This window comes from Maribacter spongiicola, assembly GCF_052119685.1.
Classification (GTDB): Bacteria; Bacteroidota; Bacteroidia; order Flavobacteriales; family Flavobacteriaceae; genus Maribacter; species Maribacter spongiicola_A.
The window spans coordinates 65,794-81,465 of sequence record NZ_JBGQOO010000003.1 but is presented as its reverse complement, the minus strand read 5'-3'; the positions used below and the strand labels follow the sequence as shown (position 1 = coordinate 81,465).

Here is a 15,672-nt window from a genome sequence, read left to right as displayed (position 1 = left end):
TTAAGTATTCGATGAAACATGATCTAAGATTGTAGATTTCGTCTTAAAAAGTTAATGAAATTTTCGTTCATTATTTTTTCAATATCCGTTTCGGCATATCCTCTGTCTTTGAGCATGCCCGTTATTTTCTGTAAATCTTCAATAGTATCGACGTCAGCGGGACCTTGTTCTGTTCCGAATCCGCCATCAAGGTCAGAGCCAATACCAACGTGATCAGCATTACCAGCTAATTGACAAATATGGTCGATATTATCTAGTATCTGCTGTAGACTTACGTTTGCAGATTGCGGAGTAGAAATACCTCTTTCCCACGTTGGTGTCATCATCCAAGCATCTAAGACAACACCGATAACCCCTTTTCTACCTATGATTTCTTTCAATTGGTCATCGGTAAATTGCCTGTGATGATTTACTAAAGACCTACAGTTATTGTGACTAGCCCAAAGTGGTCCGTCATAATTCACCATAGTTTCCCAAAAACTTAGGTCGCATAAATGAGTAACATCTAGAATAATTCCCAGTCGTTGAATTTCTTTTAATAGCTCTCTTCCTTTGGTTCCGATTCCGCCTACTGAATTTGTTCCGTGCGCATAAGTACCTGGACCATAATGCGCCGGACCAACAGCTCTTAAGCCAGAATCATAAGCTTTCTGAAGGTATGAGATGTCTACGATAGAATCTGCGCCTTCAAGACTAAGTAAATAACCAATAGGCTTCTTTTCTTCATCCGTTTTCCAAAGGGCTAAATGGGCATCAAGTTCGGTTTTGTTGGTGACCTGAACCATTTCACCAGCCTCTTCCATGCTTTTGTACCATGCTAGTTGGCCTTGAGTATGTGCCCAAGCTTGTTGGGGCGATTTCCATCCTGGCAGTGTATTGTCTTTATGTACATAACGAGCAATTTGCGTCGCCATACAGAGACCGATATTCCCTTTTCTCATAGCTTCTAAAGAAACGGTATTGTTACCACGACCAGGCTTGTCGGTTAAACCTTGTTCACTTTTTCTAATTTCTTCAATAGACCAAGTAAGGTCGCGATTCCAGTCCATGGCATTCATAGAAAGGTCTAAGTGGGCATCAAATATAAACATACTTAAATAGTAGATTTTTGAGTTCTGGCAGTTACTGGCCAGTAATCTATAACGGTATTATCTTTTATAACAGTTAGGGTATCGTACTTCGCAACAGTTGGGCATATGTGCTTTGGTATTGCATAATGAACATCACCAACCTCTGGTATGGTTAAATCATCATACTCTACTACCAAATGTTCTTCCGATTGGCTTATTTGCTTACTGTGTTTTAAGTCTAAAAACTCAATTCGAGGAAAAGGCATTTCAGGTGCAACCGATTTATGACCTAGATCAAAACATAGAATACCGGTTGTTGGTTTGCTAACAATTCTGATGAATAATACTGCAGCTGGTAAGAAGTTCATTTCTGGAAATTGGTTTCCATAACCAGAATCCCAAAGAAGGGTAGTGCCAGGGCTGGCATCTACATCTTGGCGTTTGCAGTGAAAAGGAAAGGTTGGCGAACCGCCAGCCACTATTTTTGGGCTGTGTATATTTTTATCTTCAATACTTTTCTTCAAATCGATAACCGCTTCGAAAGCGGTATTACATTCTTGCTCTCGTATTACGGGATTTGAATTGCGAAGATGACCGTCGTATACATGTAAACCCTCAGCAATTAAATTTTCATTTTCATGTAATTGGGTATACAATTTTAAAGCATCTTTGTCGGGTATGATTCCCGTTCTGTTCATGCCATTATTAATATCTACCCAAAGCGGAATTTTAATAGCGTTTGATGCAGCTATTTCATTAAGAATAGTAAGGGTTTTAATGTTATCTACAATGGTCGAGAACTTGGTATTCGGGTATTTTTTAATCAATTCAACAAAACGCTGTGCATTCGCACCAACGGGTTGCATAGCCAATAATACATCATCAGCATCGCAGTCACCAAGTAGTTCAGATTCAGCAATAGTGGCGCATTTGAATTTTTGAATTCCGCGTTCCATAAGCATGTTGATGATATTAGCGTTTTTATAGGTTTTTACATGTGGACGTAGTCGATTAGCATCACCTGTCATAGAAATCATCAAGTCTATGTTATGCTGAATTCTATCTGGATACACCAATAAAGAAGGAGATATCACTCCCTCGGGACGGTCTAAAGAATACCAATTATCTTTTTGCATATGAATTAATGATGAAGTTCGAAATGTGCTTCAATTTCAACAGGAATTCCGCCGGGTAAAATCATCCCAACGGCGCTACGAACACCTACTCCGTTATCGGGTCCGAAAATATCTGCCATGAGTTCGCTAAAACCGTTAATGACTAAAGGTTGTTGACCAAAATCGGGAGTGGAATTCACCATCCCTAAGGTTTTTACAATTCTTTTAATTCTATCAATATCACCAAAATGTGTTTGTATCGTAGAAAGCATGGTAAGGGCAACTTGCCTTGCGGCAATTTTAGCCTCTTCCATAGTCATATCATAACCAGCTCTGCCAATAATTAACGAGCCATCATTTTGCATAGGTCCCTGACCAGAAATATATAAAAAATGGTCAACGACTAAAACAGGTTTGTACAAACCTGCAGGCGGTGGAGCAGGAGGTAAAACCAATCCTAATTCTTTTATTCTTTCAGAAGGTTTCTTTTGCATATGTATTTAATTTAAATAAAGGCATTAATGGTTAAAACCCCAAGTAGACCCATGATACCCACGGTAGTTTCCATTACAGTCCAGCTTTTTAGCGTATCGTTTACAGATAGATTAAAGTACTCTTTAAATAACCAAAAACCACTATCGTTAACATGAGATAACATTAAACTACCCGAACCTATGGCTAAAACCATTAATTCTGGACTAGCCCCTGTGCCTTGAACAAGAGGTAGTACGATACCTGCAGCGGTTAAACCGGCAACAGTAGCAGAACCAACACAAACACGTATTACAGTAGCAATTAACCAAGCTAAAATTAAAGGAGAGATGGAAGATTCTTGTAATATAGCCCCAATGTATTCGCTTACGCCACTATCAATTAGCACCTGTTTTAATGCACCTGAACCCGCAATAATAAGAAGAACCATAGTAATACCGGTAATAGCACTACCAACAGAATCCATGACCTCTTTCATGCTTTTTCCGCGCCCAAGACCTAAAGTGTAAATAGCTACTAAAACAGCAATAAGCATTGCAATTGCAGGGTTACCCATGAAAACAAGAATTTTGGTAAGAAAGAAATCTTCAGGCAGTAAAAGAGGAGCCAAGGCGGCAATGGCAATTAATATAACAGGTAATAGTGCGCTTATAATACTATTTGCCATACTCGGCATTTCATTCTCCTTTAAAATTACAGGATTTAAAAATTCTTTTAACGGAGTAGCATTTATACCTTTTAAAGTTCTTGATAGTAAGGGTCCCGCAACGATTATTGCTGGTATAGCGACTATAATGCCGTATAGCAAAGTTTTACCGATATCGGCATTGAACATTGTCGCAAGAGCTGTTGGGGCAGGATGTGGTGGTAGATAACCATGCGTAACCGAAAGTGAAGCTAACATGGGTAAACCAACATATAGTAGCGGTAGGCCAGTTGCCGCTGCTATGGTAAAAACTAGAGGAACTAGAATTACAAAACCTACAGAATAAAACATGGGTATACCAACTATGAATCCGGTTAATACGACTGCCCATTGAATATTCTTTTTTCCGAATTTCTCCACCAGTTTTGTAGTGATTCGTTGTGCTGCACCACTATCGGCAACCAATTTACCTAGCATAGCGCCGAGCCCTAAAATTATAACAAGAAAACCTAAAATATTACCGATGCCTTTTTGAATGGAATCGACGACACTAATAGGTTCCATGCCTTCAGCGATACCAACGAATAAAGAGACGATAATAAAGGTGATAAAAGCGTTTAGTTTGAATTTAGCAATGAGAATGAATAGGAGAAGAATTCCTAGAATAACAATAAATAAAGGCATATTTAGAATAGAGTTAGTTTAGTTGATCCTCTAAATATACCATAAAAAAAGCTCATCATATTTAAACTAAATATGATGAGCTTGAAAAAATAATACTATTATTTATCTGTAACTTCAGGAGATATCGCTTTGTAAACTATGCCTGCTAAAATGGCTCCTACGATAGGTGCTAGCCAAAATAGCCAAAGTTGATCTAAAGCCCAATCGCCCGCAAAAAGAGCCTGACTTGTGCTACGCGCCGGGTTTACAGATGTATTGGTAACAGGTATACTTATTAAGTGAATAAGGGTAAGACAAAGTCCGATTGCCAAACCTGCAAAACCTCTTGGTGCCTTTGTATAGGTAGAACCTAATATGACGAATAAAAAGATAAACGTCATGGCGACTTCTATGACCAAGGCAGAAGTCATACTGTATCCACCAGGTGAATGTTCTCCGAATCCGTTAGATGCAAATCCACCTAAAACGAAATCAGATTTACCAGAAGCAATAAGATAAAGAATAGCTGCACCTGCAATACCGCCCATTACCTGAGCAACGATATAAGGAAAAACGTCTTTACCATCAAAGCGTCCACCTACCCATACACCGATAGTAACGGCCGGGTTTAAATGACAACCAGAAATATGACCAATGGCATAAGCCATTGTTATGACGGTTAAACCGAAGGCTAAAGAGACTCCGACAAAACCAATACCTAATTCTGGAAAACCTGCGGCAAGTACGGCACTACCGCAACCACCTAATACCAGCCATAACGTGCCGATAAACTCTGCAATAAATTTTTTCATTTTAATAAGGTTTAATTGTTTGTATTTATTTAGAAACCAAAAGTTTAATGAAGTCACAATTTTTTATGAGTTTTGTTGATACTGTTAATGGTTAGATGTTTAATTTTTTACATAAAATATAGTTAACTACCTTTTTTTAATCCGAATAGAGGGTGCAGAGGTTTTATTTTTGATATGATTAAATGATAAATTAACCAACATATTAAAAATGTACCTACGATTAAAATAGTAGCTTTTAAAAGCAAACTCCATTGCAAATCCTTTATGTAATATGCAATTCCTACGGTTACGGTTTGGTGAAGAATGTAGAATGGGTAAACAGCTCGATTGGCATAGCTCAAAAGTGGACTAGGTTTGTTTTTATACTTAGCGGCATATCCTAATAGCACTAATATCCATGACCAAAGATTCACGATTTTCAGAAAAGCTTCGGTAAAGTGACGAGTGTATCCGTCTTCAAATTGCCAAGTAATAAGCATTCCTATGAAACATATAATTCCTAAGTAAAGAGCTTTTGTGCGTATCCTTTCGATTGCATTCCAAAGAATAGGTCCGCAAGCGACCATGACAAATCCGAAGAAAAATAAAGTCATGGAAGAGAAAAAATTAAACCAATCATTAATTAGGTCATGGGTTATGTCATAAAAAGGTTCTAGCAAAGACTCCAATAAATAGAGTGGAATCGTAAAAATGTATAATCCGTAAGGTTTTTGAATGTCCTTGCTAATCCAACGTATAAATCTGTTTTTATTATTTTTTATATAAAGGAAAATAGGAGAAAGCATTACAGAAAAAATTAGTAGATAGGGAAGAAACCACAGATGGTGCCAACTTAAATTGCCTTCTGGGTAAATGCCGTCATAGGCAATAGTGCTCAGGTAGCTCCAATACGAACCTTGAAATTGACCTTTTACCAATCTTTCAAAATATACTTGTGGAGGAACAATAACGAGCATACCGCAAACAAGGGGAATCCCTAAACGCAAAAATCGCTCCTTATTAAATTGCCATATATTTCTTTTTGATAAGGCATAAAATGTACCCATACCAGAAATTAGAAATAATATTGGCAGTCTCCATTGATTTAAAAAAAGCATTGGCCACTTCAACCAATCATAGATGTTGTTATTTTTTATATGCCAGCCCCAAGGCACAAAGAACATACCCGAATGATAAATGATTAAGAGTGTAAAAACGAATACTCGCAACCAATCGATATCATACCTTCTAAACTTTTTGTCCATAATCTAATGATTTGGATCAAAGTTGAATTTAAAAATCTGGAATTATAAATTTTGGACATTACCATATGTCCTGAATTACAATTTTGGAGAAATTGACTTTGTAAATTTAAAGGGAGATATACCCGAAATCTTTTTGAAAGCATTGTAAAATGCAGACTTTGACTTAAATCCTACTGACTCGCCAATAGCCTCAATTGTTAGATGACTAAATTGAGGGTCTACTAATCTCTCTTTAGCTAGTTCAATTCTTTTGTTATTGATATAGTGATTATAATTAGAACCAAAATCTGAATTTATAGTTTTTGAAATTTGATTTGGATGAATACCTAACTGGGTGGCAAGATGTTTTAAACTGGCATGGCTATTTGTATAATACAAGTTGTTGTCCACGAATGTTTCAATTTCTTTAAATGTTATTTCATCCGCTGTATTCGAAAGCGTTTCATATTTATCTGCAACCCATGATTTTTCAAAGAACTTAGATTTAGAAATAATAATGTATGTGGTGGCAAATGATACTAAAGTTTGGAAAATGGCAATAAAATGGTCTCCGCCATCGTCGTCATATATGTAAAAGACAGCAAATAGAAGAATGAAAAAAGTTAAGAGTATTATGGCGGAATTACGAGTGAAAATGTATTTAGCGGATTTAAGGTTTGCTTTATCTGTATTATTTCTATATCGTTCTTCTTTGACTAGTTTTAGTGATAATAATGTATATAACAGTAAACTACATAAAATTAACCAATCAAATATATCTTTGATGTGATGGTACGAGTAGTTAAATGTGTCTGGAACCGATGCGGTACCTAAATTATTAAAATACGCACCTAAATAAGCGTTTAGTTTAACCGAAACTGGAGCCGTGTAAAACGGAATCTGTGATAAAAGATAACCTAGTGGTAAAATTAAGTGCCACCTAGCCATACGTATAGAAATAGGTTTTCTTTTCAAAAATGCATAAATAGTAAAGTAGAGAAAAGGACCTATAAGCAAAACAAAAACTTCAGAAGAATCATTCCATTCAAGAAGGTGTTTTATGAGACCGGTGTAACACAAATAAGTATCCAAAAAAACCAGTGTTCCGAATAATAATAAAAATGCAAAATAGAGTAGTAATCTATTGTTTTTGCTTTTTACAAAAAGTACGATACTTAAAAATAGATTTTGCGCCACTCCTAATAGCATTATGGTAGAAGTAATGTTATGTCTAACAGGAATTTGCGCTATGAAGTCTTGGAGCGTATCCATCTTAAATTTTATCTAAATAATCTTTTAATTTCTGAGGGCCTTCCAATAAAATGCGAACCACCCGTAATGTACCGTCATCAGTAGTATTTATTTGCCACTTTATTAATGAAATACATCCTTTTTCAATTTCAATACCGGTAATACTTCTTGGGTGAACACAACTACCATCATTAAAAAGAGGTATATCACCAGGCTCAGGAAAGCGTGGTCTATGGGTATGACCTACGATGGTAACTTTTAGGTTGTTTTTTAGAATCCATTTTTTTGTACGTCGCTCTACCTTTATAAGCTCTGTGTAGTTTTTAGCGGGCGAAGTTGGGTCGGCAATACCCCATACTTGTAGGGGTTTCCAAAGAACACGTACCAAAAATCGTCCCCATCGCCAAAAAGTATAGTTCCACCAATCTGCTTGGTGGCCATGGGTAAGAAAAACTTCTTGGTCGGTATCTCTATGTTTTAATACAATGGCTTCATGATATTTTATTCCCTTGAAAAGCGATTTGTCTTTGTCGTCAATAGGTTCGAAATAACTAGACAGGTGTTTTTTTACATAGTCTTCATCTTTATAGACCATATCATGATTTCCCCAAATCATATGCAATCTGTGCTCTAGATGAAATTGCTTTAAAAGCTTGAATACATTTTTATGAGCTTCAAAAATAGACTCAAAATTAATATTCTCCCAGAGTTCATCACCGTCACCTAATTCACAATAATCGAACCCTTCTGTATAGTAGAATTTTAGCGCATGATAATAGATGTTTCTATTGTTGGCAAATTCATCAGAAAAACTGTTATCGCCCCTATGGCAATCGCTAAAAAGTATGAATTTTGAGGTATCGTCAAATAGTATAACTTTAGCATTGTTATAAGCTCTTGTAAGTCTACTATCCGATGACATGGGCTATTTTTCGTTAAATATCCGAAAATCCAGTCAACCATAGCGCTTAGGACCATAAAAAACTTGGTATGTTTTGTAACTTTACACCCAATTAGTAGACTAACTGAACCATGGGAAAGCACGATAGAAAGATAATGCCGGTTAAGCACCTCATAAGTTTTGAAAAACTTCTAGAGAAGTACGATGAACATTTAAAGGGCGATGATCCTTTTTTGGCGGCTACCGCTGAACGAATTCTGTCTATTGAAAAAGGTTTTCCTGAACTGCGAGATGGTTTTTTAGATTTTACTTTATTAGAAAAGAACCAAGACCTTATTAATCGAATTCTACAAGATACATTCACAGAAGCTTTGAGTGGTAATGAGATAAAGGTGGCTACGTTACCTTATCAAGATATGATTATAAAGTCGTCTACGCGTTTTCAAAAAATTATTGAAGAGGCTGGTGATGATTATGTACCAGAGATAAGAAATGTTGGCGATGATATGGATTATATCATGAGCTGTGTAGTAGTGTTGAATTATTACTATGGTTACCATTTAGATTTTAGTCGCCCTTATTTTTATGATATTCCAGATGCAAATGGTGTAATACGCCATTATCGGATATTATATAATGCCGATTTCATTGATATAATTCCTACAGAGAATGCTAAAGAGGTTACTCAAGAAGATGTAGATGAATTATTGGCCAGTCCAAATGATATTAAGCTTTGGATGGAGAAGATTCCGCCAGAAAGTTTTATTTCTAAAGGATTTGTAATTGCCAATTTGTTCGATGTTACCATGGAGCAGGCAATTTCGAATATTAAGTCAAAGCTGATCTCAAAGGAGACTATACAGCCGACGAATTTCATGCATGATCTGCAAGAAACTTTTAAGTCGTTCTTTAGATTGCAAAATATTAAAGTAGGTTTTACTTCATTCGATGCTAAAAAAAATGAGTTCGAAGAAGTAGCTGGTATGGGGTTTGAAAGTTTTCTTTTAGGGGGTCAACACCATATGAAATGTAAAAGTGCACTGTGTGAAGATTCTTATGATAAACTCATGGATCATAATTCTTACTTTACTATTGCCGATATGGATCGTAAAGTGGAGCAGTCTGGTAATATGAATCCGTATAATGGACTAAAAGAACAAGGGATACAAAGTGCTATTTTCGCTCCAATAGCCTATGAAAATAATCTTTTAGGTGTTTTAGAAATCGTTTCTGAAAAAAAAGGGGTGCTTAATGGTGTAAATGCGCAAAAGCTAGATGATGTAATGCCATTTATAGTGTCTGCTGTTGTACGTACCAGAAATGAAGAGAATAATAGAATAGACGCTATTATACAGAATGAGTGTACTTCGGTACATTCTTCTGTCTATTGGAAATTTCAAGAAGAGGCCAAAAAGTTCATTTTAGATGAAACAGAGGGTAGGTCTCCGTCATTTAAAGAAATTGTTTTTAAAGATGTCTATCCGTTATTTGGTCAAATAGATATCAAAGATTCTTCGCAAGCTAGAAATTTAGCAATTCAGCGCGATTTAATGATTCAGCTTTCAGAAATAGATGATGTACTGAATATTGCTTTGAAAAAGTGGGAATTACCTATTTATGAAGAGTTGATCTTTAGGGTGAATAACCACCTTGAGAGTATAAAAGAGATGCTATATACCAATAGCGAGCAAGCTATTTTTGATTTTGTAAATGAAGAGATTTCACCAGTTTTTGAGCATCTTAAAAAGTTCGATAAAGATATAGAGAAGCATATTTTAAAATATGAGTCTAAAATTGATATGGGTACGGGTTCGTATTATGACCATAGAAAGAACTACGATGAAAGTGTAACATTGATCAATAAAAAACTATCATCGGTTATTGATAAACGGCAAGAAAGTGCACAGAAAATGTTTCCTCATTATTATGAGCGTTACAAAACAGACGGTGTAGAACACAATATGTACATTGGTGCATCAATTTCTGAAAACCAAGAGTATAATTCGATATATCTAAATAATTTAAGATTGTGGCAATTACAGGTAATGTGCGAAATGGAGAATGCTCATTATATCCTAAAACCAAAATTACCGGTTCCATTAGATGCCGCATCTTTAATCTTAGTGTATAATACATCATTATCTATTCGTTTTAGAATGGATGAAAAACAGTTTGATGTTGACGGAACGTATAACGCACGTTATGAGGTAATTAAAAAGAGAATCGATAAATCGTACATTAAAGGTACAGATCAAAGGTTAACTCAAACAGGTGTACTTTCTATCGTGTATTCTCAAAAGAAAGATGAATTAGAATATTTAAGATATATCAAATTCTTAAAGTCTAAAGGTTTCTTTACCAATAAGGTAGAAATTGTAGAGTTAGAAGGTTTACAAGGTGTATCTGGGTTAAAAGCTATACGTGCCGAGATTCTTTACAAAAGAGAACAAGAGCCAGAAAAAACGTATACCTACCAAGATTTAATGGATGCTTTAAAAGAATAAAACTTCACTTAGCAGCTGAATTTTACGATCCGGACCAAAGAATTTAAAAGAAACGGCGAAGGCTATGACTGATAGAATCATACCTATCATGAAGATAGTATACGTCCAACGTAGTAGTGAATACTTTCTATTTAAAACAATTCCAAGAAAATAAAGATCTTTAGTTAACGAAGTGTATATGTAATCTTTATCCTTTAGCATTTCTTGTATAGCCCATTCGTAATCACTTAGTGCCATTTTATGAAAATTACCGAAGAACAATAGGTTAACATTTTTGTTCGCCACATCTTCTTTGGTAAATTCACCGCTTGTAACATTGGGTCTTGTAGCTAGTACTGCCAAAACCATAGAAATTACACTAAACAATACGAAGATTACGGTTGGGTAAATAAGATAATCATTAGATGGATTGTCTAATTTAGGAATAAGGTTAGACAGCGCTAAAGAAATAATAATGGCATTTACAGATAATAAAATGTTCGCCTTGGTATCTGCAATATCACTAAGAGTAATATGGTTCTTTAGCGTTACACGATAAAGCGTTTGAATACCACGATCCGGACTCTCGCTTTTAAATTGTGCTTTGAGTTTTTCTTTCTTGGCAAGTTTCTTTTCTGACTTCTTGTCTTTTATTAGTTTTCTTAAATTCTTATCTTTTTTCTCAAGCCATTTCTCTTTAGCGTAATCTGTATAATACTGGTGATCGGTTCTAAATACCTGTATATTAAGCTCTAACCATTCTTTTTGGGTGTAATTTTTTAAGCCAAGTAATTTAAGTTCTTCACGTAAAAGATCAGAAGTTTCTAGGTAACTATTCTGTGCAAAATGAGAAGAATCTGCATCGCGAATAATTTCTTCCATTAAATTGTTTGGCTTTGCATTCCATTTTGTGGCAAGTATACAAGACTTGACCTTCTCAATTCCTTCTTTATTATATCCTTCTTTTGTTAAAAATTCCTCTGCAATTTCACAGCTACTTTCCTCGTGTTCATTAATACCTTTGGTGTAACCGGTATCATGTAACCAAGCCACTAGTTTTAAAAGTTCCTTATCCTGATTGGATAGAGAACATGAATCAAGTAATTGTTTAGTACTTTTAACGACTCTTTGTGTATGTCTTAGATTATGGTATAGAAACTTCTTATCCAAATGATTGGTAAGTAATTCAACTACAAATTGTTGTGTGCTTTCTAAGATGTCTGACATAGAAAAAATTGGTTAGAATTATCCAAATTACAAAAATTTAAACAGGTCATCGTCACTATGAAAAAATATTATGCTTATCTGTTAGTTATTATATTCATTACGAGTTGTGCTACCTACGGTACAAAATATGTAGATGAAAAATATGCAATCGACATTAACGACTCAAAAGAAATATCGCACACTTTTTATTTAATAGGTGATGCAGGTCTATCACCTATCGGTGATATGAACCCTGCCCTTAAAATATTCAAAAATAGATTAGATAAGGCGGATAAGAATAGTACAGCAATTTTTCTAGGAGATAATATATACCCGGCCGGTCTACCTGACCCAAAAGATTCAACGGTAGCATATAGAACAGCGAAGAATCATTTAGATGCACAGTTGAATACACTGAATGATTTTAAGGGAAGACCACTTTTTATACCAGGTAATCATGATTGGTATACCGAGGGATTGATTGGACTTGAGCGAGAAGAAAATTATATTAAGAGTGTTTTAAAGGAGAAAGAAAAAGACCCTTTTTTACCAGAAAATGGATGTCCAATTGATGTTGTAGAAATAGGGGATGATGTCGCTATAATAACTATAGACTCAGAATGGTATTTGACCAATTGGGATAAACGCCCAGATATTAATGACAAATGTGATATAAAAAGTAGAGAAAAGTTTTTCTTAGAACTTGAAGATGCGATAAAAGATTACCGTGATCGTACAACAGTCATTGCTATGCACCACCCTACCAATAGTTATGGTGAGCATGGCGGACAGTATTCTATAAGAAAACAATTTTATCCTAAAGAAATGGCAGTGCCTTTACCTGTTTTAGGAAGCTTTATTAATGTGCTTAGAAGCACTTCGGGTGCATCTATAGAAGACGTAAATAACAAACGTTATAGAGAATTAATGAACAGGGTAACTACATTGGCGCAGTACTCTGATCGCGTAATATTTGCATCTGGGCATGAGCATACCTTGCAATATATTGTTGAAAATAACACACCGCAGATTGTAAGTGGTTCTGGTGCAAAAGAAGGTTTTACCAATTTGTTGAACGGTTCTCAGTTTAATACGGGTAAAATGGGATATGCAACTTTAGAGGTATATAAGGATGGTTCGTCTAGAGTTAGATTCTATGGTGTAGGTGATGATAATAACGAAGAGTTTTTATTTACAAATGAGGTATTGCCACCAACTCAGAAAGAATATTTGGGTGAATTTACGGGTCAGTTTCCAGATAGTGTAAAGGCATCGGTGTATACCAAAGATGAAATAGATAAGAGCGGATTCTATAAAGCAATTTGGGGAGACCGTTACCGTAAGTATTATGGCACCGAGGTGAAAGTGCCGACCGTAAATTTAGATTCATTGATGGGAGGCTTAGAGCCAGTTAAAAAAGGTGGCGGACACCAATCTAAATCATTACGTCTATGTGCAAAAGATGGTAGGGAATATGTAATGCGGGCCTTAAAAAAGAGCGCAGAACTTTATTTACAGTCCATGGCTTTTCAAGATCAATATGTACTCGACGATTTAAAGGAGACCTATACTCAAGAGTTGTTACAAGATTTTTATACTGGGTCACACCCTTATGGTCCGTTTACAACAGCGAAGTTGTCAGATGCGGTAGGCATTTATCATACGAATCCTGTTTTATACTATGTGCCTAAACAATCTGCACTGAAGGGGTACAATGACACCTTTGGTGACGAGTTATATATGATTGAAGAACATACAGGTGATGGTCATGGAGATTTAGCAAGCTTTGGGTATTCTAATAATCTAACTAGTACCGATGGTATGCTTGAAGATCTTCGAGATGATGAAAAGTACGAAGTAGATAAAGACCTTTATTTGAGGGCACGACTTTTTGATATGGTTCTCGGCGATTGGGATCGACATGTTGATCAATGGCGTTGGGCAGAATTTAAAGATGAGAAAAAAGGTAAGACCATATATAGACCAATACCGAGAGATCGTGATCAGGTATTCTCTAAAATGGGCGATGGTGCTTTAATGAAAGTAGCTACACGTATTATACCTGGTTTACGACTAATGGAAGGTTTTAACGAAGATATTAGAAGTGTAAAGGGGTTCAATTCTTCGCCTATGACCTATGTTTTAGATTTAACCTTATTGGGTGAAACAGAAAAAAGTCAGTGGCTTGCTCAGGCAAAATACTTACAAGAGAACTTGACCCCTAACGATATTGAAGAGGCATTTAAATCTTTTCCTGCAGAAGTACGTGATGCAACGGTAGATGAAATTAAAGAAACTTTATTAGCACGTTTAGGTCACATTCAAGAAACTGCTAATGAGTACTATCAGATATTGAATAAGTATGCTGTAGTTGCAGGTACGGATAAAGATGATTGGTTTGAGATCAATAGACTTAACGATGAAGAAACCGAAGTAAAAGTATTTAGAAATATTGGCGATGAGAAAAAGCGTTTGTTTTACTATAAAGTATTTACAAAAGAAGACACAAAAGAACTATGGGTATTTGGTTTAGATGACGATGATATTTTCGAGGTTAAAAATCCGTCTAATTTCTCTGGGGTAAAAGTTAGAATTATTGGTGGTCATAACAATGATGTTTATAGAGTTGAAAATGGAAAAAATGTGGCGCTATATGACTTTAAGAGTAAGAACAACACATTTGAAGAAACTGGTGGTGCAAAAGTAAAACTGTCAGATGATTATGAGCTAAACACCTATCAGCCGTTAAAGTTGAGAAATAGTTTCAACCAGATTATACCAACAATCGGGTTTAATCCAGATGATGGCATGCGAATAGGTTTTGTAAATACGTATACATATAACGGTTTTAGGCAAAATCCTTTTACCCAGCAACACACTTTTGCTGCATCTTATTATTTTGCGACAAGCGGATTTGATTTTAAGTATCAAGGGGAATTTGCCCATGTATTCGAAAATTGGAACGCCGAGTTGAAAGCACGATTTACGAGTCCGAATTTTGCTATTAATTTCTTCGGATTTGGAAACAATACCGAAAATTTTGATGATGATTTAGAGCTAGATTATAATAGGGTGAAACTACGACAGATAGATTTTTCTCCTTCATTAGTTTGGCGAGGACGGTTAGGAGCGAAGGTGAAATTAGGTGTGTCTTATGAGAATATTAGTGTTGAAGAAACCAACGATAGATTCATAAATACCTTTTATCAGGAAAACGGAGAAGAAACTAATAGCGATTTTGTCGGTGCGCATGCAGCTTACACGTATGAGAATAAAGACAACGAGGCGTTCCCAACTTTAGGTATGTCTTCTTCGTTAATGGTAGGTTTTAAAGAGAACCTTTCAAAAGAGAGCGGTAGTTTTGGGTATATAATACCTAGCCTAGGTTTTGACTATAAATTGATGCCAAATGGTAGATTGGTATTGGCAACCAAATGGAAGGCTCATTTTAATATTGGTGATGATTACGAATTTTACCAAGCTGCAAGTATTGGGGGTTTAGATGGTCTTCGCGGATTTAGGAATCAGCGTTTCACGGGTAAAACATCGTACTATCAGAATACAGATATAAGATTCAGTTTAAAAAAGAAACGTACTAGATTGTTGCCAACGGCAATGGGCCTTTTTGGTGGATTCGATTATGGAAGGGTCTGGATGCCTGAAATGAGTTCTGGTCGCTGGCACACTTCATATGGCGGAGGGTTCTTTTTAAACGCCTCTGATATCATTTCTATAAACACTGCTATTTTTGCTAGTGAAGATGGACCAAGATTTACTTTCGGACTAGGATTTGGATTTTAGGTAAAATAC

General features: G+C 35.8%; 11 protein-coding genes. 2 read left to right on the top strand and 9 right to left on the bottom strand.

The window, feature by feature from the left end; translation table 11 throughout:
- Positions 1-23: 23 nt before the first annotated feature.
- The 8 genes from ACEN2N_RS06735 to ACEN2N_RS06700 form a co-directional block, all read right to left on the bottom strand.
- Complete coding sequence (locus ACEN2N_RS06735; RefSeq protein ID WP_441823613.1) at positions 24-1,091, bottom strand: dipeptidase; 1,068 nt, start codon at positions 1,089-1,091, stop codon at positions 24-26.
- A 2-nt stretch (positions 1,092-1,093) separates the two neighbouring features.
- Positions 1,094-2,206: a D-TA family PLP-dependent enzyme gene (locus ACEN2N_RS06730; RefSeq protein WP_441823612.1), complete on the bottom strand. Its 1,113-nt coding sequence runs from the start codon at positions 2,204-2,206 to the stop codon at positions 1,094-1,096.
- A 5-nt stretch (positions 2,207-2,211) separates the two neighbouring features.
- The gene (locus tag ACEN2N_RS06725; protein ID WP_441823611.1) at positions 2,212-2,679 is read right to left on the bottom strand and encodes a RidA family protein; all 468 of its coding nucleotides are present in this window, start codon (positions 2,677-2,679) and stop codon (positions 2,212-2,214) included.
- An 11-nt stretch (positions 2,680-2,690) separates the two neighbouring features.
- Positions 2,691-4,007 carry a gluconate:H+ symporter gene (locus ACEN2N_RS06720; RefSeq protein ID WP_441823610.1) on the bottom strand — a complete coding sequence of 439 codons (1,317 nt, stop codon included), beginning with the start codon at positions 4,005-4,007 and terminating at the stop codon, positions 2,691-2,693.
- Between the two features lie 98 nt (positions 4,008-4,105).
- Positions 4,106-4,798 (bottom strand): aquaporin Z, encoded by a 693-nt coding sequence (gene aqpZ / locus ACEN2N_RS06715; protein WP_441823609.1) that lies wholly within the window; start codon positions 4,796-4,798, stop codon positions 4,106-4,108.
- 122 nt (positions 4,799-4,920) lie between these two features.
- Complete coding sequence (locus ACEN2N_RS06710; RefSeq protein ID WP_441823608.1) at positions 4,921-6,042, bottom strand: acyltransferase family protein; 1,122 nt, start codon at positions 6,040-6,042, stop codon at positions 4,921-4,923.
- A gap of 75 nt (positions 6,043-6,117) precedes the next feature.
- Complete coding sequence (locus tag ACEN2N_RS06705; protein WP_441823607.1) at positions 6,118-7,293, bottom strand: helix-turn-helix domain-containing protein; 1,176 nt, start codon at positions 7,291-7,293, stop codon at positions 6,118-6,120.
- 1 nt (position 7,294) lies between these two features.
- The gene (locus ACEN2N_RS06700) at positions 7,295-8,194 is read right to left on the bottom strand and encodes a serine/threonine protein phosphatase (protein WP_441823606.1); all 900 of its coding nucleotides are present in this window, start codon (positions 8,192-8,194) and stop codon (positions 7,295-7,297) included.
- Between the two features lie 110 nt (positions 8,195-8,304).
- Here ACEN2N_RS06700 and ACEN2N_RS06695 point away from each other — a divergent pair, with 110 nt between their 5' ends.
- Positions 8,305-10,677, top strand: a complete 2,373-nt coding sequence (locus tag ACEN2N_RS06695) for a GAF domain-containing protein (RefSeq protein WP_441823605.1) — start codon at positions 8,305-8,307, stop codon at positions 10,675-10,677.
- On the opposite strand, the gene ACEN2N_RS06690 is transcribed toward ACEN2N_RS06695, so the two are convergent.
- Complete coding sequence (locus ACEN2N_RS06690; protein WP_441823604.1) at positions 10,666-11,883, bottom strand: Pycsar system effector family protein; 1,218 nt, start codon at positions 11,881-11,883, stop codon at positions 10,666-10,668. The genes ACEN2N_RS06695 and ACEN2N_RS06690 overlap by 12 nt on opposite strands.
- A gap of 57 nt (positions 11,884-11,940) precedes the next feature.
- Here ACEN2N_RS06690 and ACEN2N_RS06685 point away from each other — a divergent pair, with 57 nt between their 5' ends.
- A complete protein-coding gene (locus tag ACEN2N_RS06685; protein WP_441823603.1) occupies positions 11,941-15,663 on the top strand; it encodes a metallophosphoesterase in 3,723 nt (1,240 codons plus the stop codon).
- Positions 15,664-15,672 lie beyond the last annotated feature (9 nt).

Bases quoted from the DNA above. Each gene is read 5' to 3' on its own strand.
- ACEN2N_RS06735 (WP_441823613.1), bottom strand. From the start codon at position 1,091: ATGTTTATATTTGATGCCCACTTAGACCTTTCTATGAATGCCATGGAC.
- ACEN2N_RS06695 (WP_441823605.1), top strand. From the start codon at position 8,305: ATGGGAAAGCACGATAGAAAGATAATGCCGGTTAAGCACCTCATAAGT.
- ACEN2N_RS06685 (WP_441823603.1), top strand. From the start codon at position 11,941: ATGAAAAAATATTATGCTTATCTGTTAGTTATTATATTCATTACGAGT.
- ACEN2N_RS06710 (WP_441823608.1), bottom strand. From the start codon at position 6,042: ATGGACAAAAAGTTTAGAAGGTATGATATCGATTGGTTGCGAGTATTC.
- ACEN2N_RS06720 (WP_441823610.1), bottom strand. From the start codon at position 4,007: ATGCCTTTATTTATTGTTATTCTAGGAATTCTTCTCCTATTCATTCTC.
- ACEN2N_RS06725 (WP_441823611.1), bottom strand. From the start codon at position 2,679: ATGCAAAAGAAACCTTCTGAAAGAATAAAAGAATTAGGATTGGTTTTA.
- ACEN2N_RS06730 (WP_441823612.1), bottom strand. From the start codon at position 2,206: ATGCAAAAAGATAATTGGTATTCTTTAGACCGTCCCGAGGGAGTGATA.
- ACEN2N_RS06705 (WP_441823607.1), bottom strand. From the start codon at position 7,293: ATGGATACGCTCCAAGACTTCATAGCGCAAATTCCTGTTAGACATAAC.
- aqpZ (WP_441823609.1), bottom strand. From the start codon at position 4,798: ATGAAAAAATTTATTGCAGAGTTTATCGGCACGTTATGGCTGGTATTA.
- ACEN2N_RS06690 (WP_441823604.1), bottom strand. From the start codon at position 11,883: ATGTCAGACATCTTAGAAAGCACACAACAATTTGTAGTTGAATTACTT.
- ACEN2N_RS06700 (WP_441823606.1), bottom strand. From the start codon at position 8,194: ATGTCATCGGATAGTAGACTTACAAGAGCTTATAACAATGCTAAAGTT.